Origin of the sequence: Herbaspirillum sp. SJZ099 (assembly GCF_007828355.1) — a bacterium.
In the GTDB taxonomy this organism is placed as follows: Bacteria; Pseudomonadota; Gammaproteobacteria; order Burkholderiales; family Burkholderiaceae_D; genus Herbaspirillum.
Map to the genome: position 1 here is coordinate 415294 of NZ_VIUO01000003.1, position 22712 is coordinate 438005.

Here is a 22712-nt window from a genome sequence, read left to right on the forward strand (position 1 = left end):
CCATGCGCCGCCTTTCCTCAGAACCTGTTCGAGATCCCCTAGGCATTGGAAACAGGTTCCGACGGCGGTCCCTCATCGAGAGGCGATCATCATCGAACAACACCCGTTGCCAGCAGCCGGCGCCGCTTCCCTGGGCAAAACGGCCGACGTCCATATCGACGACGCCCCGGTCGTGCGCCTGCTGCACAAGATGCTGGCCGATGCGGTCGGCATGGGCGCATCCGACCTGCATTTCGAACCCTTCGAGCATTTCTGCCGGGTGCGCTTTCGCATCGACGGCGTGCTGCATGAAATGGCGCAGCCGCCGCTGTCGCTCAAGGACAAGCTCTCGACCCGCATCAAGATCCTGTCGCGCCTGGACATCGCCGAAAAGCGCCTGCCGCAGGACGGCAAGATGCGGCTGGCGCTGGGCGGCGGGCGCGAGGTGGACATGCGCGTGTCGACGCTGCCGACCCAGTTCGGCGAGAAGATCGTGCTGCGCATCCTCCATGGCGGCCACACCAGTCTCGACATCGACCGGCTGGGCTATGAGCCGCAGCAGCGGCAGGCGCTGCTGCGCGCCATCGGCAAACCGCACGGCATGGTGCTGATGACCGGGCCGACCGGCTCGGGCAAGACCGTCTCGCTGTACGCCTGCCTGCAACTGCTCAACCGCCCGGGGGTAAATATCGCCACCGCCGAGGATCCGGTCGAGATCAACCTGCCGGGCGTGAACCAGGTCGGCATCAACGAACGCGCCGGCCTGAGCTTCGCCGTCGCCTTGCGCGCCTTCCTGCGCCAGGATCCGGACGTACTGATGGTGGGCGAGATCCGCGACCTGGAAACCGCCGACATCGCCGTCAAGGCTTCCCAGACCGGCCACCTGGTCTTTTCCACCTTGCACACCAACGATGCCCCGGCCACGCTGATGCGGCTGCTCAACATGGGCGTGCCGGCCTTCAACGTGGCCTCGTCGGTCAGCCTGATCGTGGCGCAGCGCCTGGTGCGGCGGCTGTGCAGCTGCCGCGAGGAGGTGGCCGCCGCGCCCGACAGCCTGCTACGCGCCGGCTTCAGCGAGGCCGACATCGCGCGTGGCGCCAGCCTGTTCCAACCCCGCGGCTGCGACAAATGCAACCAGAGCGGGTATCGCGGCCGCACCGGGATCTATCAGGTCATGCCCATCAGCGCCGCCATGGAGAGCCTGATCCTGCGCCACGGCAACACCCAGGACATCGCCCGTCAGGCGCGCAGCGAAGGCATTGCCGACCTGCGTCGCGCCGGGCTCATGAAAGCCCTGCGCGGCGAAACCAGCCTGAGGGAAGTCCTTGCCTGCACCTGACGCCTCCGGCGCTTCCCTTCCCGCCTCCCGCAGCGCCTTCCACTGGCAAGGCCTGGATCGTCATGGCCGGGCGCAAAGCGGCGTACTGGCCGCCAGCGACGCCGCGCTGGCGCGCGCCCTGCTGCGCCGCCAGGGTATCCGCGTGGCGCGCATCCGGGCGGCCGATAGCGCCGCGGCCGAGCGCAGGCCCCGCGCTGCGCAAGGGCCGTTCCCCGGTTCGACACGCGGCCATATCCCGGAAAAACAGGTCGTGCTGTTCACGCGGCAACTGGCGACCATGCTGCAAGCCGGCCTGCCGTTGCTGCAGGCGCTGGACATCGCCATTCGCGGCGCCGGCGCCACGCCCATGGCGGCGCTGCTGCGGGCCATCCGCAACGACGTGTCGCAGGGCGAAAGCCTGCATGCCGCCCTGGGCCGCCATCCGCGCCATTTCGATACGCTGTCCTGCAACCTGGTGCGCGCCGCCGCAGAAGCCGGCATGCTCGACACCATGCTGGAACGCATCGCCGGCTACCGCGAAAAATCGCTCGCCCTGAAAGGCAAGGTACGTTCGGCGCTGGCCTATCCCTGCGCAGTGATGCTGGTGGCGGTGGTGGTGACGCTGGTGATCATGCTGTGGGTGGTGCCGGCCTTCGAGCAGATGTTCCGCAACTTCGGCGCCGAGCTGCCGCTGTTGACGCGCATCGTGATGCAGGTCTCGCGCCTGCTCGCCCAATGGTGGCCCTGGCTGCTGGCGGCCATCGGCATGCTGGGCGCGGCCGGCCTGCACGCCTGGCGCCGCTGGCCCGGCATGCGGGCGGCGGCCCAGCGCGCCAGCCTGCGCCTGCCGGTGTTCGGCCCGTTGCTGCGCAAGGCGGCCATCGCGCGCTGGAGCCGCACGTTCGGCACCCTGTTCGGCGCCGGCATTGCGCTGGTCGATGCGCTGGAAACGGTGGCCGGCGCCGCCGGCAACGTGGTCTATGCCGACGCCAGCCTGGCCATCCGCGACGCCGTACGCAACGGCGCCTCGCTGCATGCGGCCATGGAGCAGACCGGCGTCTTTCCCGACCTGACGGTGCAGATGGCCGCGGTCGGCGAGGAAGCCGGCGCGCTCGATGCCATGCTGGGCAAGATCGCCGACCTCAACGAGCGCGAAGTCGACGACGCCGTCGCCGCGCTCACCAGCCTGATGGAACCGATTATCATGGCGGTGCTGGGCATACTGATCGGCGGCCTGGTGGTGGCGATGTACCTGCCGATTTTCCGCATGGGCTCCGTCGTATAAGATCCTCAATAAAATAAAGATCCTCGATAGCCGCTCCCGAATCGTTACCCACATACCCAAACTCGCTCCCATGTCCTTCCTCGACGCTTACAGCGCACCGCACAACACGGCCATCAGCCTGATGGCGGCCCTGCTGGGCCTGCTCGTGGGCAGCTTCCTGAACGTGGTGATCCACCGCCTGCCGAAGATGATGCTGCGCGAAACGGCCAACTTCGTCGCCCAAGAGCGCGGCGAAGCCTTGCCGCATGTCGGGCGCTACGACCTGCTGCTGCCGCGTTCGGCCTGTCCGCACTGCGGCGCCGCGCTGCCGGCGCACCACAATGTGCCGGTACTGAGCTGGCTGCTGCTGCGCGGCCGTTGCGCAGAATGCAAGGCGCCCATCGGCATGCGCTACCTGGCGGTCGAATTGCTCACGGCCGCGGTGTTCGCGCTGGCCGCCTGGAAATTCGGCGCCGGCCTGGCCGGACTGGCCGCGATGGCCTGTTGCGCCTTCCTCATCGCGCTCGCGTTCATCGATGCCCAGACCATGCTGCTGCCCGACGACCTGACCCTGCCGCTGCTATGGCTGGGCCTGCTGGTCAACCTGAACCATCGCATCGCGCCCTTGCAGGACGCGGTGCTGGGCGCCGCGCTCGGCTATGCCGCCTTGTGGCTGATCTTCTGGGTCTTCAAGCTGGCCACCGGCAAGGAGGGCCTGGGCTATGGCGACTTCAAGCTGATGGCCGCGCTCGGCGCATGGCTGGGCTGGCAGGCGCTGCCTTTCGTGCTGCTCTCGGCTTCGGCGCTGGGCGCCATCGTCGGCCTCGCGCTGGTCGCGGCCAGGCGCCATGAGCGCGGACAGGCGATCCCGTTCGGCCCCTACCTGGCGATTGCGGGTATGCTGGCGCTTCTCTACGGCGGCGACTGGCTGTCCCTTGGCATTTACGATTATTGAGATTCGCGGCTTTTCCATGACATCCATCAACCAGCGCTTTTCGGTCGGCCTCACCGGCGGCATCGGCAGCGGCAAGACCACCGTGGCCAACCTGTTCGGCGAACTGGGCGCCGCCCTGGTCGACACCGACGCCATCGCCCATCAGTTGACCGCTCCCGGCGGCCTGGCCATCGCCGGCATCCGCGACCGCTTCGGCGCCGACTTCATCGACGGGAGCGGCGCCATGGACCGCGCGCGCATGCGCAGCCATGTGTTCGGCAACCCAGGCGAGCGCCATGCGCTGGAAGCCATCCTGCACCCGCTCATCCGCAGCGAGACCGCGCGCGCGGCCGAGGCGGCAACCGGCGACTACCTCATCTTCGTGGTTCCGCTGCTGGTGGAATCGGGCACCTGGGTGGGCCGCACCTCGCGCATCCTGGTGGTCGATTGCGAGGAACAGGTGCAGATCGCCCGCGTGATGCAGCGCAACGGCTTGCAGCGCGACGAGGTGGAAGCCATCATGGCCGCGCAGGCCAGCCGCCAGGCCCGCCTGGCGGTGGCCGACGACGTCATCGAGAACAATGGCGACACTGCCGGGTTGCTGCCGCGCGTGCGCCAACTGCATGCGAGCTACCTGGAATTGGCGCGCGCCGCCTGAGGCCGCAAGGACGAAAACGCTTTACATCCGGCAGCGGTTCCCGCCCATCCATTGCCACTTCCTTGCCGCCTCCTTGGCATTTGTGGCCGCACCCATGCCCGAACGGCACGTGCGCCGCTTCCCTATTGCGCCATGCATTTGTAATTTTCCTCTGCATGGGTCAGAATCACACACAACGCGGCCAACAGCAGTTGGCCTGCGGCCCACCATCGAATCCGGTTCAACCACTAAAGGGATCATGCTTTGATCGTCTACGAATACCCTTTCAACGAGCGTATTCGCACGCTGTTGCGACTGGAAGACCTGTACGAGAAGTTCGTCTTCTTCCTGCACCAGGAAAGCCCGCAACAGCATCACATCGCCCTTGCCACCATTTTCGAAATGCTGGAGGTAGCCGGACGCGCCGACCTCAAGTCGGACCTGCTGCAAGAACTCGAGCGCCAGAAGCAGATGCTGCTGGCCTACCAGTCCAACCCCAATGTCGAGCCGGAGATGCTCAACGCCATCCTGTCCGAGGTCGACAAGGCCAGCAGCGCGCTGGCCGCGGCCCAGGGCAAGACCGGGCAGAACATCCGCGACAACGAATGGCTGATGAGCATCCGCGGCCGCACCATCATCCCCGGCGGCGCCTGCGAATTCGACCTGCCGGCGTACTATGCCTGGCAACAGCACAGCTTCGAGCGCCGCTTCAACGACATCTCCAACTGGTTCGCCCCGCTGATCCCGCTATTCGACGCCATCTCCATCGTGCTGCGCCTGCTGCGCGAATCGGGCCACACGGTGAAGATCAACGCCGTGGACGGCAGCTACCAGCAGATGCTGCAGGGGAAAATCTACCAGATGCTGCGCCTGTCGCTGGACATCGAACTGGGCGCCATCCCCGAGATCTCCGCCAACAAGTACATGCTGTGGGTGCGCTTTACCCAGCAGGACGGCGACGAGAAGCCGCGCGCCTTCGAAGGCGAAGTGCCGTTCGAACTGGCGCTGTGCGGATTTTAAGGAGTACGGTATGGCGACCATAGTCGATTGCCCGACCTGCGGGACCAAGGTGGAATGGACGGAAAAGAACAAGTACCGCCCGTTCTGTTCGGAACGCTGCAAACAGATCGACCTGGGCGCCTGGGCCGAGGAAAAGTACGCGATCCCGGCAGTGAACCTGCCGCAGGAAAGCGACCAGGACAAGCCCCTGCAGTAAGCGCGATCATTGCCGTATCGACAAAAAAGCCGCATATTGCGGTAATGCCGTTCAGTTAAGGCTAACTCTGAAGCACTCATCACAGAACCCGTTCGGGCTGAGTAGGCCCGCCAGGGACGTATCGAAGCCAGCGTGCCAGCGTTAGCAGTCTTGCCTGCCCTTCGATACGCTGCTGCGCAGCTACTCAGGGCGAACGGCGTCTGGACTCCACAAACCGCCACAAATACAAATGCCGTTCAGTTCTTAACTGAACGGCATTACGCATATTGCGGCTTTTTTATCGCTCTTGCGATCGGCTACAACGTCGGCGTCATCAAGAAGCCTGCCCTGGCGCCGGCACGAATGGCGGACTGCCAGCCTCGCCATACCGCAGCAGGTCCAGCCACTCGATCAGGGGAATGGTCGCCGGCAGCAGCGGCTCCACGCCCACGCTGCCCTGCCAGGCAAACGCCTGGCCTTCCAGGCTTTGCGGCTGGCCGCGCCAGTTGCGGCTGATATAGAAATGCAATCGCACATGCGCGTGCGGATAGACGTGCTCGACCCCGCACCAGCCTTCGCCGTCCAACACCTCGATTCCCAGCTCTTCCTTGAACTCGCGCTGCAAGGCGGCGAAGATGGTTTCGCCCGGCTCGACCTTGCCGCCCGGGAATTCCCAATAGCCGGCGTAGGGCTTGCCCTCCGGACGCTGGCCCAGCAGCACGTCGCCGTTGGGCTGCATCAGGATGCCGACGGCAACGTCGATGGGCTTGGCCGTCTCGCCCATCAGCCCTGCGCCTTGCCGGCGTAGTCGCGCGCGAATTGCCAGGCCACCCGGCCCGAACGCGAGCTGCGCTGCAGCGCCCAGCGCAGCGCATCGCCGCGCGCTTGCTCGATCTGGGCGTCGTTGCAGCCGAAATGGCGCAGCCAGTGAGCGACGATCTCCAGGAAATCGTCCTGCTTGAACGGATAGAAGGTCACCCACAGGCCGAAACGCTCGGACAGCGAGATCTTTTCTTCCACCGTCTCGCCGGGATGCAGGTCGCCGTCGTCGGTATGGGTGTAGGTGCTGTTGTCGGACAGGCGTTCCGGCATCAGGTGGCGGCGATTGGAGGTGGCGTAGATCAACACGTTGTCCGACTGCGCGGCGATGCTGCCGTCCAGCGCCACCTTGAGCGCCTTGTAGCCGCCCTCGCCCTCTTCGAAGGACAGGTCGTCGCAAAACACGATGAAGCGCTCCGGACGCGCCGAGACCATCTCGACGATGTCCTGCAGGTCATGCAGGTCGTCCTTGTCGACTTCGATCAGGCGCAAGCCGCGGTCGGCGTACTGGTTCAGGCAAGCCTTGATCAGCGAGGACTTGCCGGTGCCGCGCGCGCCGGTCAACAGCACGTTGTTGGCCGGACGGCCTTCGACGAACTGGCGGGTATTCTGGTCGATCTGCTCTTTTTGCGGGCCGATGTTATGCAGGTCCGACAACGCGATCTTCGAAATATGGCCGACCGGCTGCAGGTAACCCGGCCGCTGGCCGCTGGCGCCGCGCCAGCGGAAGGCGACGCCGGCATTCCAGTCCGGCTCCCTGGACGAGGCTGGCAACAGCGATTCGACGCGCGCCAGCAAGGCTTCGGCACGCTGCAGGAATTGGTCTAACTGGGTCATGATGAATAAGTCTGGGAACGATGGTTAGCGCCATTTTGACGCAAAGCGGCCGGCACCTGAGTGAATTAAATTCTTCCGAGGGCTCCGGCATTCATGTTGCCGCCACCATCCCGGGACAACACAACAAAACAGGGTATTTCCATCACACTCGTGGACGTCGCACGGGTGCTATTGGGGATGAGATGCAAGGCGAAAAACGCAGCCAGACTGGCGTCTGGCGAGGCTTTGCAACGCCGCAGATCGCCCCAATAGCGCCCGCGCGAGGTTCACGAACGGTAGTCGGCGTTGATCGAGACGTAGTCGTGCGACAGGTCGCAGGTCCAGATCGAAGCCTTGGCATTGCCGCGCGCCAGTTTCACGCGCACCACGATCTCGGCCTTCTTCATCACGCGCTGGCCGTCTTCCTCGCGGTAGTCGGGGTTGCGGCCGCCGTCCCTGGCGACCCAGACGTCGTCCAGCCACAGGTTGATCTTCGACACGTCCAGGTCGTCCACGCCGGCGTAGCCGATGGCGGCCAGGATGCGACCCAGGTTCGGGTCGGAGGCGAAGAAGGCGGTCTTGACCAGCGGCGAGTGGCCGATCGAGTAGGCGATCTGGCGGCATTCCTCGACGCTCTTGCCGTCTTCCACGGCCACTTCGATGAACTTGGTGGCGCCTTCGCCGTCGCGCACGATCTGGTGCGCCAGGTTCTGCGACAGTTCGGTCACGGCGGCGGCCAGCTGCTTGTATTCGGGGCTGTCGGCGCTGGCGATCTCCAGCTCGCCGGCGCCGGTGGCGATCAGCATGAAGGAGTCATTGGTCGAGGTGTCGCCATCGATGGTGATGCAGTTGAACGAATGGTCGGCGGCGTCCTTGACCAGTTGGTTCAAGAGCGCCTGCGGCAGCTTCGCGTCGAAGGCCAGGAAGCCCAGCATGGTCGCCATATTGGGCTTGATCATGCCGGCCCCCTTGCTGATGCCGGTCATCACCACTTTCTTGCCGCCGATGGTGACGGTGCGCGACGCCGCCTTGGGCTGGGTGTCGGTGGTCATGATGGATTCGGCGGCATTGAACCAGTTGTCGGCCTTCAGGTTGCCGATGGCCTGCGGCAGGCCGGCAGTGATGCGCTCGACCGGCAGCGGCTCCAGGATTACGCCGGTCGAGAACGGCAGGATCTGCGACGGCGCGCAGCCCAGCAGGCCGGCCAGCGCTTCACAAGTGGCGTTGGCGCGCTTGAGGCCCTCTTCGCCGGTGCCGGCATTGGCGTTGCCGGTGTTGATCACCAAGGCGCGGATCGGGGCGCCATCCTTGAGCTGTTCCAGGTGGGTCTTGCAGACCTGCACCGGCGCCGCGCAAAAGCGGTTCTTGGTGAACACGCCGGCCACCGTCGCCGTGGGCGCCAGTTTCAGCACCAGCAAGTCCTTGCGGTTGGCCTTGCGCACGCCCGCTTCGGCGTGGCCGAGTTCGATGCCGGCAACGGCTTGCAGGTCGGAAGGGACGGGAATCGGGGAATTGACGGCCATGGCGTGCTTTCAGCAAAAATCAAAGCGCCTATTTTAAACACTTTCACCGGCCGCCCGATGACAGCGGCGTGAAATCAGGCGCCAGCCAACCTGTCCTCGATGATCTCGGCCGTCATGCGCGCCCATTGCGCGTACTGGCCCGGGCCGGGATGGAATTTGTCGATCGCCATCTCATGCGGCAAGGCCCATTGCAGCGAACAATAACGCAACATCGGTTCCCGGGCGATCCAGGCCCGCAGCGCATGGTCAAGCGTGCGCGCGTAGCGGCCCAGGTACCAGCGCAGCGGCTGCGGCGCGGCCGGCAGGTTGTGCAGCGGCGGCAAGCCGGTGAACACGATATGCTCGACCCCGGCCTGCGCCATCAGGCGCTCCACCAGCAGCCTGAGGTTGGCGATATAGCGCCGCGGCGGCATCTGCGAAGTGACATCGTTGGTGCCCAGCGCCACCACCAGCACGGTGGCCGGACCGATCTCGTGCTGCGCCAACAGGTCCAGCGCTTCCAGCGAGTTGATGCCGCTCTTGGCCACCAGTTGCCACTGCACCGTGCGCCCGCTGCGCTGCGCCAGCCGGCGCGCCAGGGGTTGCGCCAGCGCCCGCTCCTGGTGGTCGACGCCGACGCCGGCGGCCGACGAGTCGCCCACCACCAGCAGCCCGATCGGCGTGGCCGGCGCCGCCCGCGGCATGTCGGGCGCTTCCACGCCGGTGCGCGGGCCTTCGGCTTCCGGCAGGCGCAGCGCGGTCTTGCGCAGCCATTTGGCCTGGGCCTGCAGCACCGGCCCGAGCAGGATTTTCGCCAAGGTCAACAAGCGCCGCTCCTCATGGCAGCAGGTTCTTCACCACCGCCAGCCAGGGCCGCTGGGAAATCGGAAGCGCGCGGCCCTGCGCATCCACCGGGATCAGCGATTCGGATACCGAGTTGAACACGTTGCCGCCGATCACCCCGGCCCAGCCTTCATCCGCATGCACTTCCACCACCATGTCGCAATGTCCCGCCAGGCCGGGCTGGATCTCGTCGAGCGTGGCGGCCGCGTTGCTGCCGCGCGGCGCGCAGAGCAAGTCGCCCGGCGCAATGGGCTCGCTGGCGGCCGGGCGCAGCACGAACTGCGGCGACGGCAGCGACTCGCGCTGCCGGAGGAAGCTCAGGTAGTTGAAATGGGTTTCGCTGGGCGCGAAATCCTGCGGCGCCACGTTGGCGCTGACCATCAGCCAGGAAATGAAGGCCGCCGACCAGGCTTGCTGGCAATCGGCGCCGGTGAGGTTCTTGCCGACCGCATGCCAATATCCGGCCACGCGCTGCACCGCCTCGCCCTCATCTTCCAGCAAACCCAGGCGCGGCGCGCTGAAGGGCTCGTGGCGCATGTCGATCTGCTGGTTGCCGAAGAAGTCCCATTCGGCCCTGGCCGCCTCCACCAGCGCCGCGCGCGTGGGCGGCGCGGTGCTGATGGCCACGGCGGGCACCGCAGTCACAACGGGCTCAAGCTGAGCCGGGCGCACCGGCACATCGCCGGGATCGGCGGCGCCCTTCCATTCCGGTATCTGGATGGAGGCGCAGCCGGCCAGCAGCCCGGCGGCAAGGGCGGCCAAGATGGCGGACGCTATCGGGGAAAGCTTGGCGGTTGGCATTTTGTTGTTCTCTCATCAACGAGGTCGAAAAAAAACCGTTCACCACATCGATGGTGAACGGCTTCTTTCTTCCGAACAGCTTCTCAGACTGGCGTACCGGATCAGGCCAGCTTGCCGTGGCACTGCTTGTACTTCTTGCCGCTGCCGCAAGGGCAAGGGTCGTTGCGGCCGACCTTGGGCAGGCCCGCCGTATCCGGCGCTTCGCTGGCCGCGGTCGGCGCCAGTAATTCTTCCGGCGCGGCGTTGGCGTCGAAGTCGGCGTGCTGGTAATGCACGTTCTCCAGCGCCACGCCTTCGGCCAAGCTTTCCTCGGCGGCTTCGATCTCTTCACGGCTCTGGATGCGCACCGTCATCACGACCTTGATCACTTCGTTCTTGATCAGGTCCAGCATCTGGGCGAACAGTTCGAAGGCTTCGCGCTTGTATTCCTGCTTCGGGTTCTTCTGCGCGTAGCCGCGCAGGTGGATGCCCTGGCGCAGGTGATCCAGCGCGGCCAGGTGTTCGCGCCAGTGGTTGTCGATGCTCTGCAGCATGACGCTGCGCTCGAAACCTGCGAAGGATTCGGTGCCGACCACGGCGACCTTGGCATCGTAGGTTTCGCGGGCGATGGTGAGCACGCGTTCCAGCAGGTCCTCGTCCGACAGGTCGGGTTCGGCTTCCAGGATGGCGTCGAGCGGCACGTCGAGCTGCCATTCGTTCTTCAACACGGCTTGCAGACCGGGAATGTCCCACTGCTCTTCCATCGACTCGGCCGGCACGTACTGGCGGAACAGGTCGGTGAACACGCCTTCGCGCAGCGAGGCGATCATCTCGGCCATCTCGGCCGACTCCAGCAGTTCGTTGCGCTGCTGGTAGATCACCTTGCGCTGGTCGTTGGCGACGTCGTCGTATTCGAGCAGTTGCTTGCGGATGTCGAAGTTGCGGGCTTCGACCTTGCGCTGGGCCGATTCGATCGAGCGCGTGACGATGCCCGCCTCGATCGGCTCGCCTTCCGGCATCTTCAGGCGCTCCATGATGGCGCGCACGCGGTCGCCGGCGAAGATGCGCAACAGCGCGTCATCCAGGGAAAGGTAGAAGCGCGAGGAGCCCGGGTCGCCCTGGCGCGCCGAACGGCCGCGCAACTGGTTGTCGACGCGGCGCGACTCGTGGCGCTCGGTGCCGATGATGTGCAGGCCGCCGGCGTTGACCACGTGGTCGTGCAGCGACTGCCATTCGTCGCTCAGTTGCTTGGCGCGGGCCGCCTTGTCGGCGTCCGACAGAGCTGGGTCGGCTTCGATCAGTTGGATCTGCTTGCCCACATTGCCGCCCAGCACGATGTCGGTGCCGCGGCCGGCCATGTTGGTGGCGATGGTGATCATCTTGGGACGGCCGGCCTGGGCCACGATCTCCGCTTCACGCGCGTGCTGCTTGGCGTTCAACACGTTGTGCGGCAGCTTGGCCTTGTTCAGGATGCCCGACAGCAGTTCGGAATTCTCGATCGAGGTAGTGCCCACCAGCACCGGCTGGCCGCGCTCGTAGCAGTCCTGGATATCCTTGAGCATCGCCATGTACTTCTCTTGCGCGGTCTTGTAGACCTGGTCCTGGCGGTCCTTGCGCGCATTCGGGCGGTTGGGCGGGATCACCACGGTTTCCAGCTTGTAGATTTCCTGGAATTCGTAGGCTTCGGTATCGGCCGTGCCGGTCATGCCGGACAGCTTGGCGTACATGCGGAAGTAGTTCTGGAAGGTGATCGAGGCCAGGGTCTGGTTCTCGTTCTGGATCTTCACGCCTTCCTTGGCTTCCACCGCCTGGTGCAGGCCGTCGGACCAGCGGCGGCCGGTCATCAGGCGGCCGGTGAATTCGTCGACGATGATGACTTCGCCGTTCTGCACCACGTAATGCTGGTCCTTGTGGTACAGCGTATGCGCGCGCAGGGCGGCGTACAGGTGATGGATCAGCGTGATGTTGGCGGCGTCGTACAGCGAGGCGCCTTCCGGCAGCAGGCCCATCTGGGTCAGGATCTCTTCGGCCTTGTCGTGGCCGGCCTCGGTCAGCAGCACCTGGTGGCTCTTCTCGTCCTTGGTGTAGTCGCCCGGGACTTCGATCTTGCCCTTGCCGTCCGGCGTCTCTTCGCCGATCTGCAGCGTCAGGAGCGGCGGCACCGCGTTCATCTTGTGGTACAGCTCGGTATGGTTCTCGGCCTGGCCGGAGATGATCAGCGGAGTGCGCGCCTCGTCGATCAGGATCGAGTCGACTTCATCGACGATGGCGAAATTGAGGCCGCGCTGCACGCGGTCTGCGGCATCGAACACCATGTTGTCGCGCAGGTAATCGAAACCGAATTCGTTGTTGGTGCCGTAGGTGATGTCGGAGGCGTAGGCCTGCTGCTTGATGTCGTGTTCCATCTGCGACAGGTTCACGCCGGTGGTCAGGCCCAGCCAGCCGTACAGGCGGCCCATGTCGTCGGCGTCGCGCTGCGCCAGGTAATCGTTGACGGTCACCACGTGCACGCCGCGGCCGCCCAGCGCATTGAGGTAGGCCGGCAGGGTCGCCATCAGGGTCTTGCCCTCGCCGGTGCGCATTTCGGCGATCTTGCCGAAGTGCAGCGCCATGCCGCCCATCAGCTGGACGTCGAAGTGGCGCATCTTGAGCACGCGGCGGCTGGCCTCGCGGCAGACCGCGAAGGCTTCCGGCAGAATGGCGTCGAGCGTTTCGCCGTTGGCGATGCGCTGCCTGAATTCGGGCGTCTTGGCTTGGAGTTCGGCATCCGTCAGCTTCTCGACCGACGGTTCCAGCGCATTAATCTGGCGGACGATTTTTTGATATTGTTTGAGCAACCGCTGGTTGCGGCTACCGAAAATCTTGGTCAGTAATGACATGCTTGGATTCTATAAAAGCGCCGATGAAAGATCCGGCAGGCAGACGTTTGGCACCCGGCCGAAAGAACGCCCAATAATAAACCGTGGATTTTAGCACGCAGGCCCATGGCGATGGCTTTCCCGGGCCGCCGGCCGGCTGCATCGCCTGTAGATCGGGCCCGATTGCAAAGATTCAATAGAAAAACCCGCCTGTCGGCGGGTTTTGCGGGCATTTTGGCAGCCAATCCGGTCATCGGCAGGCAGCCGGTTCAGCGGCCTGCGACGAACACCGGCGCCGGCTTGGGCTGGTTGCCGCCGGTGGCGCCCAGCGCCAGGAACTTGCGCGGGTCCTGGGCGATGCCGCGGATGCGCACCTCGAAATGCAGGTGGGCCCCGGTCGAGCGGCCGGTCGAACCGACGTCGGCCACATGCTGGCCGCGCTTGACGATGTCGCCGACCTTCACGTACAGCTGCGAGGCATGGGCATAGCGCGTGATGATGTTGTTGCCGTGGTCGATCTCCAGCATGTTGCCGAACTGATAATGGTACTCGGAGGCGATCACCACGCCGGCCGCCGCCGCCACGATCCGGGTGCCGACCGGGGCGGGAAAGTCGAGGCCTTCATGGAAAGCGTTATGGCCGGTGAAAGGGTCCAGGCGCCAGCCGAAGCTCGACGAGTTGTAGGCCACATTGACCGGCTGGTTGGTCGGCAGCAGGCGCGACTTGATCTTGTCGCTCATCAGCGTCGACTCGACCGCATTGAGATAGTCGGTGCGGTGGCCGGCATCGACCACCAGCGAATCCAGCATCCGGAGCAGCTCATCCATGCCGACGTCGCGGCCCGGGCCGGCGATGCTGGAGACTTCGGCGCCGCCGCGGCCCGGCAATTCCTTGAAGTTGAATTCCTCGGGGCGGATGCCGGCCAGGCCCTGCACCCGCTCGCCCAGCGCGTCCAGGCGCATCATCTGGGCCTGCATCTCGCCGACCTTGACGGCCATCATGGCCAGGTTTTCCTTGAGGTATTTTTCCTTGCGGTCGTCTTCCTGCCGGCTCATCGAGATGGCCAGCTTGTGGAACATGGGCGAGGCATCGGCGTCGGCCGCGTGGCGCAGCAAGAGATAGGAGAGCAGTACCGAGCAAGCTGCGATCGCGCCCATCAGCAGAACCAGCATGATCAGCAGGTGTTTCGATCCCAGCGTGACGGAACGGGCCCGGGTGAAACGGGGGTGCAGCAGGATAATTTGCATCTTTGCTCCTTGGACTCCGGCCGGCTAGCAACCGGATGTGATAAGGTTTAAAGATGAAGTATCCATCCACGTTCACCCCTTATCGGCCAAGCCTCTCGAGCGCCCAACGCATGGCGAAGAGCACGAAAGACGCTTCAGATTTCTTGCGGTCGAATTCGGCGATGGCGGCGCTGTTGCCGGCCCTCTCGCGCATGAGCGCGCTGCAAAAGGCATGCGCCGCTACCCTGCCCACGATGTTTGCCGCGTGCGAGATATTGAATTTCGAAGCAGGCGCGCTGGTGATGAGCGCGCCCAACGCAGCATTGGCGGCCCGGCTCAAACAACAGCTCCCCACGCTGCAAGACCGCTTGCAAAAAGACGGATGGCAGGTTAATTCAATCCGAATCAAAGTGCAAGTTGGCAGGGTCGCCCCGCCGCCCGCTCCCAAGCGGGTACTCGAACTGACTGACGGCGCGCTGTCCTCCTTCGCCGAACTCAGCAATGCGCTGTCCGACGACCCGCGCAGCCAGGGGCTCAAGGACGCCATCGACGCCATGGTACGCCGCCGCAAGGCGCGCGCATAAGAGGAACAAGGAAGGGAAAGCGGGGTTGTTTCCGGTTAGAAAACCCGCCTGGCGCTTTTTCTTGTAAAAAATTTACGCCTTGGGAAAGGCGCCGCGAAACATCCTGCCGTTCCGGGACGCCGGCCCAATCAGTTCAGCGCCCATTCCTGCCGGGCCTGCATCACATAGGTCTGCGGCGCATCGTCGAGCGAATCGAAAGTCACCACTTCATAGGCGTCGGGATGCCTGAGCAGCTCGCGCAGCAACTGGTTGTTCAGGCCGTGGCCCGATTTGTGGGCATCGTAGCTGGCCAGGAGCGGATGGCCGATGAGGTAGAGGTCGCCGATGGCGTCCAGGATCTTGTGGCGCACGAATTCGTTGTCATAACGCAAACCGTCGGCGTTGAGGATGCGGTATTCGTCCATCACGATCGCGTTCTCGAACGAGCCGCCGCGCGCCAGGCCCATGCCGCGCAAGGTTTCGACATCCTGCATGAAACCGAAGGTGCGCGCGCGGGCGATTTCCTTCACATAGGAATCGATGCCGAAATCGACTTCGGCCATCTGGCCGGTGCCGTCCACCGCGGGGTGGTTGAACTCGATGAAGAACTTCAGGCGGAAACCGTCGTAGGGCTCAAGGCGCGCCCATTTTTCCTTGTCGCCCGTGCCTTCGCGCACTTCGACAGGCTTCTTCACGCGGATGAATTTCTTGGCCGCGCCCTGTTCCTGCAAGCCGGCCTGCTGCAGCAGGAACACGAAGGAAGAGGCCGAACCGTCCATGATCGGGATTTCTTCCGCGGTCAGGTCGATGTAAAGGTTGTCGATGCCCAGGCCGGCGCAGGCCGACAGCAGATGTTCGACGGTGGATACCTTGGCGCCATCCTTGGTCAGGGTCGATGCCATGCGCGTATCGCCCACCCCGGTTGCGCTCATCGGCAGTTCGACCACCGGATCGAGGTCGATGCGGCGGAAGATGATGCCGGTATCCGGCGCGGCCGGACGCAGGGTCAGCTCGACCTTGGTGCCCGAGTGGAGCCCGACGCCGACGGTCTGGACCAGATTCTTGATTGTGCGCTGTTTCAACATCCCTGCATTATAGCCAAGGCGACGGGGCCGGGCCTGCAGGATGTTGCAAATCGGGGTCAGCGGGAAGCGACTTGTGGCTCCCGGCAACAAATCCGGCCGTTCCCGCGCAAGCAGGAACGGCCAGTTGCCCTGAAGCTTACAGTTGACCCAGCAGGGTTTCCGCGTTGGAAACCTCGAACTTGCCCGGCGCTTCCAGGTTCAGTTGCTTGACCACGCCATCCTCGATCAGCATCGAGTAGCGCTGCGAGCGGATGCCCATGCCCTTTTCGGTCAGGTCGAACACCATGCCCAGCGCCTTGGTGAAGATGGCGCTGCCGTCGCCCAGCATGCGCACGATGCCGGTCGCCTTTTGCTCTCGGCCCCAGGCGCCCATGACGAACGGGTCGTTGACCGACAGACACCAGATTTCGTCGACGCCCTTGGCCTTGAACTGCGCGGCGTGGGCGATGTAGCCCGGCACGTGCTTGGCCGAACAGGTCGGGGTAAAGGCGCCGGGCAGCGCGAACAGCGCGATCTTCTTGCCCTTGACCAGGTCCGACACCTTGAAGGTATTGGGGCCGAGCGAACAGCCTTCGGTTTCGGTCTCGATGAATTCAGCCAGGTTGCCTTCCGGCAGGCGGTCGCCGATCTTGATGGTCATGATGTTTCCTTGTCTGGTTGTGTGTCTGGATGGCCCGCGCGGGCAAAAAAACGCCGCGCTCAAGGCGCGGCGCTAGTATGCCCTATAGAACCTGTTCAAGGTGGCGACGAGCTTGTCCAAATGCCCTTTCAGGCGGCCTGCGGCGTTGCAAAGCCTCGCCGGGCCACCAGCCCGGCTGCGTTTTGCGCCTTGCATGCCATCCTGAAATGACATCTGCCCAACTCTCGCCGTCACCTTGAACAGGTTCTTACCGGCCGGACAACCTGCGATCAGTCCGCCTGCTTGCGCAGGAACGCCGGAATGTCGTAGGTTTCCATGCCGTTCTTCTCCAACGCACGCACGGTGTCGGAAGCCGACTCGCGACGCCATACCGCCGGCGCCTTCAGGCCGCCGAACGTCGCCGCAGGTTGCGCGGCGCCTTGCATCATGCCGGTGGCGGCCATCATCGGCTCGTTGTGGGTACCGGTACGCATCACCGGGGTCTGCACCAGCTGCACCGTCTTGCGTGCACGGCCCAGGCCGGTCGCCACCACGGTCACGCGGATCTCGTCGCCCATCGTGTCGTCATAGGCGATGCCCTGGGCAATCGATGCGTCGGGAGCGGCGAAAGCGCGCACGGTCGCCATCACTTCCTTGATTTCCTTGCCCTTCAGGCTACGGCTTGCGGTCACGTTGACCAGCACGCCGCGTGCGCCCGACAGGTCGATGCCGTCCAGCAGCGGCGAGGCCACCGCCTGCTCGGCCGCCACGCGCGCACGGTCGACGCCGGCAGCGGTCGCGGTGCCCATCATGGCCTTGCCCTGCTCGCCCATGATGGTCTTGACGTCGTTGAAGTCGACGTTGATGTGGCCCGGCACATTGATGATTTCGGCAATCCCGGCGACCGCGTTGTTCAACACGTCGTCGGCGTGGGACAGCCATTCGATCATGCTGTCGTCCTCGTAGATCTCTTCCAGCTTTTCATTGAGGATGATGATCAGCGAGTCGACGTGCTGGGACAGCTCTTCCAGGCCGGCGTCGGCGATGTCCATGCACTTCTGGCCTTCGTACGAGAACGGCTTGGAGACCACGGCCACCGTCAGCGCGCCCTGCTGCTTGGCCACCTGCGCCACCACAGGAGCGGCGCCGGTGCCGGTGCCGCCGCCCATGCCGGCGGCGATGAAGACCATGTGCGCGCCGCGCAGCGCGTCTTCAATGCGCGAACGGGTGTCTTCGGCCAGACGGCGGCCGACGTCCGGCTGCATGCCGGCGCCCAGGCCGGTTTCGCCGATCTGGATCACGTTATGCGCCTTGGACTGCTTGAGCGCTTGCGCATCGGTGTTGGCCGCGATGAACTCCACGCCCGACACCCCCTTGTTGATCATATGCTGCACAGCGTTGCCGCCAGCGCCACCGACGCCGACGACCTTGATGATCGTACCGAGCGTCGCATTGTCGACCATATCGATTTCCATGATGACTCCTTAAAATATGTGTATCTGCAGCTGGCAGTTGATAGGCATCACGCGGTGTGACGACTAGCAACTGAAAACTGCGCGTCCGTCCAAAACTCAACATCCAAAAAAAACAAAATCAAAATACCGATGCTGCAATGTTTGTTTCCAACTCCTGCTACTGCGATGAAGACCTAAACTCCCTGAACCGTACTGCCGTTGACTTTGCTGTCAAAACCCATTTGCCGCCCAACCTTTTACATCCTGAATCATCTTGGGAATGCCGCCTCAGAAATTGCCGAGGAACCATTCCTTCATGCGCTGCCAAACCGCCTTCACCGAACCCTCCTGGCGCGTCACGATGTAGCCGCGCAGGTATTGCTTCTTGGCTTCCTGCAGCAGGCCCAGCACGGTCGAGTAGCGCGGGCTGCGCACCACGTCGGCCAGCTGGCCGCTGTATTCCGGCGTGCCCAAGCGCGCCGGCTTGAGGAAGATGTCTTCGGCCAGTTCGGTCATGCCCGGCATCATCGCCGAACCGCCGGTGAGCACGATGCCCGAGGACAGCACTTCCTCGTAGCCGGACTCGCGCACCACCTGGTGCACCAGCGCGAACAGCTCTTCGACGCGCGGCTCGATCACCGCCGCCAGCGCCTGGTGCGACAGCGTGCGCGGATTGCGGTCGCCCAGACCGGGCACTTCCAGCGTATTGGTCGGATCGACCAGGATCTGCTTGGCCACGCCGTAGCGCAGCTTGATTTCCTCGGCTTCCAGCGTCGGCGTGCGCAGCGCCATCGCGATGTCGTTGGTGATCTGGTCGCCGGCGATCGGGATCACGGCGGTATGGCGGATCGCGCCTTCGGTAAACACCGCCACGTCGGTGGTGCCGCCGCCGATGTCGACCAGCACCACGCCCAGTTCGCGCTCGTCGGTGGTCAGCACGGCGTCGGCCGAGGCCATCGGCTGCAGGATCAGGTCAGACACTTCCAGGCCGCAGCGGCGCACGCACTTGACGATGTTCTGCACCGCCGAGACCGCGCCGGTGACGATGTGCACCTTTACCTCCAGGCGGATGCCGCTCATGCCGATCGGCTCGCGCACGTCTTCCTGGTTGTCGACGATGAACTCCTGCGGCACCGTGTGCAGCAGCTGCTGGTCGGTCGGGATGTTGACGGCCTTGGCGGTTTCGATCACGCGCGAGACGTCGGCCGCCGTCACCTCCTTGTCCTTGATCGCCACCATGCCGCTCGAATTGAAGCTGCGGATATGGCTGCCGGCGATGCCGGTATAAACGTTTCTGATCTTGCAGTCGGCCATTAGTTCGGCCTCTTCGAGCGCGCGCTGGATCGACTCGACCGTGGCTTCGATATTGACGACCACGCCCTTCTTCAGTCCCTTGGATTCGGACTGGCCCAGGCCGATCACCTCATGCCGGCCGTCGGCCAGCACCTCGGCCACCACCGCCACCACTTTCGAGGTGCCGATGTCGAGGCCGACGATCAAGTTCTTTGCGTCTTTTGTCATATCGTTCCGCTTATTTTTTCTTTCCGTTCAATGCCGCCAGCACCATTCCATCCGCCTTGAGCGCCATCCCGTTGGGATAGCGCATGTCGACGCTTTCGATCTTGCCCTGCAACCTTTCCATCAACTGCGGATACACCGCCACCAGCCGGTCGATGCGTTCCTTCAACACCGCCTCGCCCTGGTCGCGTCCCAGTTCCACCGTCATGCCGTTGTCCATCCGCACCGTCCAGGCATAGCGGTTGGACAGGTGCAATGCTTCCGGTTCCAGCCTGATCGGCGCGAACCACTGGCGGAACTGCGCCAACCGCGCCACCACCTGCTTCTCGCTGCCGTCCGGCCCTTCGAATTCCATCAGGTCGCCGTCATCCTCGGCTTCCGCCAGGTTGGCGGTAAAGACATCGCCCTTCTGCGACAGCAACCTGCCATCTTCGCCCCAGGTACCCAGGACCTTGTGTTCCTCGATCTTCACCACCAGCCGGTCCGGCCATTCACGCCGGACCATCGCGCGGCGCACCCAGGGCACCGCCTCGAACGCCGCGCGCACCGCCGACAAGTCGGTGGTGAAGAAGTTGCCGTGGATCCGCGGCAGCGCCGTGGCCCGTACCGTCAACGCATTCACCTTCTCCAGCGGCAACTCGCTGGCGCTCTCGATGCGGATGGTGTGCAGCGTAAACATCGGCCGCTGCGCCACCCACCACAGGCCCGACGCCAGCAAGGCCAGCACCACCAGCGCCAGCAGCGCGCTGCTGGCCGCATTGAGCATCTTGACGTCTTGCCACATTGTTCAGCGCTCTCCGATCCGTCCTCAGTGGCCGTCCGCCTGCGGCGTCCAGTCCTTGGAGGGCGTCATGTCGAGCGCCGCCAGCTGCAAGATCTCGCAGCACAAATCTTCATAGCTCAGGCCGACCGCCTTGGCCGCCATCGGCACCAGCGAATGGCCAGTCATGCCGGGTGAAGTATTGATTTCCAGCAGGTACGGCTCGGCCTGGCCGTCCTTTTCGCGCAGCATGAAGTCGACCCGGCTCCAGCCGCGGCAACCCAGCGCATGGAAGGCCTGCACCGCCAGCTCCTGCAGGCGGCAGGTCAGCGCTTCGTCCAGCGGCGCCGGGCACAGATACTTGGTGTCGTCGGTGAAGTATTTGTGCTGGTAGTCGTAATTGCCGTCCGGCGCGCGAATCTCGATCACCGGCAAGGCGCGCGCGTTGCGGCCGGTGCCGATCACCGGCACCGTCAGCTCGCGGCCGCGAATGAACTCCTCGGCCAGCACCACCTCATCGTATCTGGCGCACATCTCGAAACCCGACTGCATGTCGGAATAGCCGTTGACCTTGGCGATGCCGATGGTCGAGCCCTCATGCGGCGCCTTCAGCATCAGCGGCAGACCCAGCTCATCGGGCACGGTGCGCAGCACTTCACGCGGCGTGTCCTTGTCCAGCACGGCGAAACGCGGCGTCGGCAAGCCATGCCCCAGCCAGATGCGCTTGGTCATCACCTTGTCCATGGCGATCGACGACGCCATCACGCCAGGGCCGGTGTAAGGCAGGCCGATCTGCTCCAGCGCGCCCTGGATCGTGCCGTCTTCGCCATAGCGGCCGTGCAGCGCGATGAAGACGCGGTCGAACTTCTCCGCCTCCAGCGCGCCCAGGCTGCGCTCGGCCGGGTCGAACGGATGGGCGTCCACGCCGCGGCTCAGTAGCGCCTGCAGCACGCCGCTGCCGGACATCTTCGACACTTCACGCTCGGCCGAACGGCCGCCGAACAGTACGCCGACGCGGCCGAAGCCCTTGATGGTGGCCTGGTCGATCATGCGCTTGCCTCGCTCTTTTCAGTTGCCGTTGCCGTCAGGCGGCCGGGTACCGCGGAAATCGAACCGGCGCCCATGGTCATCACCACGTCGCCGTCGCGCACCACATTCCTGATGGTGTCGGGCATGTCGGCGATGTCGTCGACGAATACCGGCTCGACCTTGCCGGCCGCGCGCAAGGCATGCGCCAGCGAACGGCCGTCGGCCGCCACGATGGGCGCTTCGCCGGCCGCGTAGACCTCGGCCAATACCAGCACGTCGGGCTGCGACAGCACCTTGACGAAATCCTCGAACAGGTCGCGCGTACGGGTGTAGCGGTGCGGCTGGAACGCCAGCACCAGCCGGCGGCCGGGATACGCGCCGCGCGCGGCGGCAATCGTGGCGGCGGTCTCGACCGGGTGGTGGCCGTAATCGTCGACCAGGGTGAAATGGCCGGCCGGCTTGCCCTCGGCATCGAACAGCGGCACCTCGCCGTAGCGGGTGAAGCGGCGCCCGACGCCGTTGAATTCGGTCAGCGCCTTTTGCGTGGCGGCGTCGTCCACATCCAGCTCGCGCGCGATGGCGATGGCCGCGCAGGCGTTCTGCACGTTGTGCATGCCGGGCTGGTTCAGGCTCACCTGCATCGGCGCGTAGCCATCCTGGACTACCGTGAATTCCATGTGGCCTTCGACCGCGCGGGCATCGATGGCGCGCACGTCGGCGTCTTCATGGAAGCCGTAAGTCAGGATCGGCTTGGACACCATCGGCATGATCTCGCGCACGTGCGCATCGTCCAGGCACAGCACGGCGACGCCGTAGAACGGCAAGCGCTGGGTGAACTCGACGAAGGCCTGCTTCAGGCGCGCGAAATCATGGTTGTAGGTCTCCATGTGGTCGGCGTCGATGTTGGTGATCACCTCGATCACCGGCGTCAGGTTCAGGAACGAGGCATCCGACTCGTCGGCCTCGGCCACGATGAATTCTCCGGTGCCCAGCTTGGCATTGGCGCCGGCCGAGGTCAGCCGGCCGCCGATGACGAAGGTCGGATCCAGACCGCCCTGCGCCAGCACGCTGGCCACCAGGCTGGTGGTGGTGGTCTTGCCGTGGGTGCCGGCGATGGCGATGCCCTTCTTCAGGCGCATCAGTTCGCCCAGCATCACCGCGCGCGGGACGATGGGAATGTGTTTCTTGCGCGCGGCCAGCACTTCCGGGTTGTCGCCCTTGACGGCGGTGGAGGTGACGATGGCGTCGGCGCCGTCGATGTTTTCGGCCGCGTGGCCATAGCGGATGCTGGCGCCCAGTTGCGCCAGGCGCTGGGTCGCGGCATTGCTGCCCAGATCGGAGCCGGACACGCCGTAGCCGAGGTTGAGCATGACTTCGGCGATGCCGCTCATGCCGGATCCGCCGATGCCTACGAAATGGATATTTTTGACTCTATGTTTCATGTTCTTTACTCGCTGGCGGACCGGCTATGCCCAAAACTAAAAAGCGCCGCGCGGCCGCGCGGCTCAGCACC

Annotated in this window: 21 protein-coding genes; 7 read left to right on the plus strand and 14 right to left on the minus strand. The window is 64.6% G+C overall.

Going from position 1 to position 22712, the window contains the following annotated elements; genetic code table 11:
- Positions 1 to 190 precede the first annotated feature (190 nt).
- The 6 genes from FB597_RS09775 (at position 191) to yacG (ending at position 5348) form a co-directional block, all read left to right on the plus strand.
- Positions 191 to 1318 (plus strand): ATPase, T2SS/T4P/T4SS family, encoded by a 1128-nt coding sequence (locus FB597_RS09775; protein WP_144769484.1) that lies wholly within the window; start codon positions 191 to 193, stop codon positions 1316 to 1318.
- Positions 1305 to 2582: a type II secretion system F family protein gene (locus tag FB597_RS09780; RefSeq protein WP_144769426.1), complete on the plus strand. Its 1278-nt coding sequence runs from the start codon at positions 1305 to 1307 to the stop codon at positions 2580 to 2582. The genes FB597_RS09775 and FB597_RS09780 overlap by 14 nt, the downstream gene beginning before the upstream one ends.
- Before the next feature lie 70 nt (positions 2583 to 2652).
- Positions 2653 to 3516, plus strand: a complete 864-nt coding sequence (locus FB597_RS09785; RefSeq protein WP_144769427.1) for an A24 family peptidase — start codon at positions 2653 to 2655, stop codon at positions 3514 to 3516.
- Positions 3517 to 3532: 16 nt separating this feature from the next.
- A complete protein-coding gene (gene coaE, locus FB597_RS09790) occupies positions 3533 to 4153 on the plus strand; it encodes a dephospho-CoA kinase (protein ID WP_141914654.1) in 621 nt (206 codons plus the stop codon).
- Positions 4154 to 4396: 243 nt separating this feature from the next.
- Entirely contained in the window at positions 4397 to 5152 is a 756-nt protein-coding gene (zapD, locus tag FB597_RS09795; RefSeq protein WP_141914655.1) for a cell division protein ZapD, read from the plus strand.
- Between the two features lie 10 nt (positions 5153 to 5162).
- A complete protein-coding gene (gene yacG / locus FB597_RS09800; RefSeq protein WP_144769428.1) occupies positions 5163 to 5348 on the plus strand; it encodes a DNA gyrase inhibitor YacG in 186 nt (61 codons plus the stop codon).
- 313 nt (positions 5349 to 5661) lie between these two features.
- Here yacG and mutT read toward each other — a convergent pair whose 3' ends face one another.
- The 7 genes from mutT to FB597_RS09835 form a co-directional block, all read right to left on the minus strand.
- Positions 5662 to 6111, minus strand: a complete 450-nt coding sequence (gene mutT, locus FB597_RS09805) for an 8-oxo-dGTP diphosphatase MutT (protein ID WP_144769429.1) — start codon at positions 6109 to 6111, stop codon at positions 5662 to 5664.
- Entirely contained in the window at positions 6111 to 6983 is an 873-nt protein-coding gene (locus FB597_RS09810; protein ID WP_141914658.1) for an ATP-binding protein, read from the minus strand. Before FB597_RS09810 ends, mutT begins: the two co-directional genes overlap by 1 nt.
- 266 nt (positions 6984 to 7249) lie before the next feature.
- Positions 7250 to 8485, minus strand: coding sequence for a bifunctional glutamate N-acetyltransferase/amino-acid acetyltransferase ArgJ (gene argJ / locus FB597_RS09815; RefSeq protein ID WP_141914659.1), 1236 nt, complete (start codon positions 8483 to 8485; stop codon positions 7250 to 7252).
- 74 nt (positions 8486 to 8559) lie between these two features.
- The gene (locus FB597_RS09820) at positions 8560 to 9288 is read right to left on the minus strand and encodes an SGNH/GDSL hydrolase family protein (RefSeq protein WP_255517129.1); all 729 of its coding nucleotides are present in this window, start codon (positions 9286 to 9288) and stop codon (positions 8560 to 8562) included.
- 13 nt (positions 9289 to 9301) lie between these two features.
- Positions 9302 to 10108: a DUF2272 domain-containing protein gene (locus FB597_RS09825; protein ID WP_144769431.1), complete on the minus strand. Its 807-nt coding sequence runs from the start codon at positions 10106 to 10108 to the stop codon at positions 9302 to 9304.
- A 101-nt stretch (positions 10109 to 10209) separates the two neighbouring features.
- Complete coding sequence (gene secA / locus FB597_RS09830; protein WP_144769432.1) at positions 10210 to 12966, minus strand: preprotein translocase subunit SecA; 2757 nt, start codon at positions 12964 to 12966, stop codon at positions 10210 to 10212.
- Positions 12967 to 13214: 248 nt separating this feature from the next.
- Positions 13215 to 14192, minus strand: coding sequence for a M23 family metallopeptidase (locus tag FB597_RS09835; protein WP_141914663.1), 978 nt, complete (start codon positions 14190 to 14192; stop codon positions 13215 to 13217).
- Positions 14193 to 14245: 53 nt separating this feature from the next.
- Between FB597_RS09835 and FB597_RS09840 the strand changes: the two genes are divergently transcribed.
- A complete protein-coding gene (locus FB597_RS09840) occupies positions 14246 to 14755 on the plus strand; it encodes a DciA family protein (RefSeq protein WP_144769433.1) in 510 nt (169 codons plus the stop codon).
- Between the two features lie 128 nt (positions 14756 to 14883).
- On the opposite strand, the gene lpxC is transcribed toward FB597_RS09840, so the two are convergent.
- From lpxC to murC, 7 genes are all read right to left on the minus strand, one after another.
- Complete coding sequence (gene lpxC / locus FB597_RS09845; RefSeq protein WP_141914665.1) at positions 14884 to 15819, minus strand: UDP-3-O-acyl-N-acetylglucosamine deacetylase; 936 nt, start codon at positions 15817 to 15819, stop codon at positions 14884 to 14886.
- A 136-nt stretch (positions 15820 to 15955) separates the two neighbouring features.
- Positions 15956 to 16459: a peroxiredoxin gene (locus FB597_RS09850; protein ID WP_141914666.1), complete on the minus strand. Its 504-nt coding sequence runs from the start codon at positions 16457 to 16459 to the stop codon at positions 15956 to 15958.
- Between the two features lie 269 nt (positions 16460 to 16728).
- Positions 16729 to 17913, minus strand: a complete 1185-nt coding sequence (gene ftsZ / locus FB597_RS09855; RefSeq protein ID WP_144769434.1) for a cell division protein FtsZ — start codon at positions 17911 to 17913, stop codon at positions 16729 to 16731.
- Positions 17914 to 18180: 267 nt separating this feature from the next.
- Complete coding sequence (gene ftsA, locus FB597_RS09860) at positions 18181 to 19413, minus strand: cell division protein FtsA (protein WP_050468997.1); 1233 nt, start codon at positions 19411 to 19413, stop codon at positions 18181 to 18183.
- Between the two features lie 10 nt (positions 19414 to 19423).
- Complete coding sequence (locus FB597_RS09865) at positions 19424 to 20194, minus strand: cell division protein FtsQ/DivIB (protein WP_144769435.1); 771 nt, start codon at positions 20192 to 20194, stop codon at positions 19424 to 19426.
- A 24-nt stretch (positions 20195 to 20218) separates the two neighbouring features.
- Positions 20219 to 21220 carry a D-alanine--D-alanine ligase gene (locus tag FB597_RS09870; protein WP_144769436.1) on the minus strand — a complete coding sequence of 334 codons (1002 nt, stop codon included), beginning with the start codon at positions 21218 to 21220 and terminating at the stop codon, positions 20219 to 20221.
- A complete protein-coding gene (gene murC, locus FB597_RS09875) occupies positions 21217 to 22641 on the minus strand; it encodes a UDP-N-acetylmuramate--L-alanine ligase (protein ID WP_144769437.1) in 1425 nt (474 codons plus the stop codon). Before murC ends, FB597_RS09870 begins: the two co-directional genes overlap by 4 nt.
- Positions 22642 to 22712 lie beyond the last annotated feature (71 nt).

Excerpts from the sequence above, each read along its gene's own strand:
- ftsZ (WP_144769434.1), bottom strand. The coding sequence starts at position 17,913 with ATGGAAATCGATATGGTCGACAATGCGACGCTCGGTACGATCATCAAG.
- yacG (WP_144769428.1), top strand. The coding sequence starts at position 5,163 with ATGGCGACCATAGTCGATTGCCCGACCTGCGGGACCAAGGTGGAATGG.
- FB597_RS09775 (WP_144769484.1), top strand. The coding sequence starts at position 191 with ATGCTGGCCGATGCGGTCGGCATGGGCGCATCCGACCTGCATTTCGAA.
- FB597_RS09870 (WP_144769436.1), bottom strand. The coding sequence starts at position 21,220 with ATGATCGACCAGGCCACCATCAAGGGCTTCGGCCGCGTCGGCGTACTG.
- FB597_RS09825 (WP_144769431.1), bottom strand. The coding sequence starts at position 10,108 with ATGCCAACCGCCAAGCTTTCCCCGATAGCGTCCGCCATCTTGGCCGCC.
- FB597_RS09810 (WP_141914658.1), bottom strand. The coding sequence starts at position 6,983 with ATGACCCAGTTAGACCAATTCCTGCAGCGTGCCGAAGCCTTGCTGGCG.
- FB597_RS09840 (WP_144769433.1), top strand. The coding sequence starts at position 14,246 with ATGAAGTATCCATCCACGTTCACCCCTTATCGGCCAAGCCTCTCGAGC.
- FB597_RS09785 (WP_144769427.1), top strand. The coding sequence starts at position 2,653 with ATGTCCTTCCTCGACGCTTACAGCGCACCGCACAACACGGCCATCAGC.
- FB597_RS09865 (WP_144769435.1), bottom strand. The coding sequence starts at position 20,194 with ATGTGGCAAGACGTCAAGATGCTCAATGCGGCCAGCAGCGCGCTGCTG.
- murC (WP_144769437.1), bottom strand. The coding sequence starts at position 22,641 with ATGAAACATAGAGTCAAAAATATCCATTTCGTAGGCATCGGCGGATCC.
- ftsA (WP_050468997.1), bottom strand. The coding sequence starts at position 19,413 with ATGACAAAAGACGCAAAGAACTTGATCGTCGGCCTCGACATCGGCACC.
- mutT (WP_144769429.1), bottom strand. The coding sequence starts at position 6,111 with ATGGGCGAGACGGCCAAGCCCATCGACGTTGCCGTCGGCATCCTGATG.
- argJ (WP_141914659.1), bottom strand. The coding sequence starts at position 8,485 with ATGGCCGTCAATTCCCCGATTCCCGTCCCTTCCGACCTGCAAGCCGTT.
- secA (WP_144769432.1), bottom strand. The coding sequence starts at position 12,966 with ATGTCATTACTGACCAAGATTTTCGGTAGCCGCAACCAGCGGTTGCTC.
- coaE (WP_141914654.1), top strand. The coding sequence starts at position 3,533 with ATGACATCCATCAACCAGCGCTTTTCGGTCGGCCTCACCGGCGGCATC.
- FB597_RS09850 (WP_141914666.1), bottom strand. The coding sequence starts at position 16,459 with ATGACCATCAAGATCGGCGACCGCCTGCCGGAAGGCAACCTGGCTGAA.
- FB597_RS09835 (WP_141914663.1), bottom strand. The coding sequence starts at position 14,192 with ATGCAAATTATCCTGCTGCACCCCCGTTTCACCCGGGCCCGTTCCGTC.
- lpxC (WP_141914665.1), bottom strand. The coding sequence starts at position 15,819 with ATGTTGAAACAGCGCACAATCAAGAATCTGGTCCAGACCGTCGGCGTC.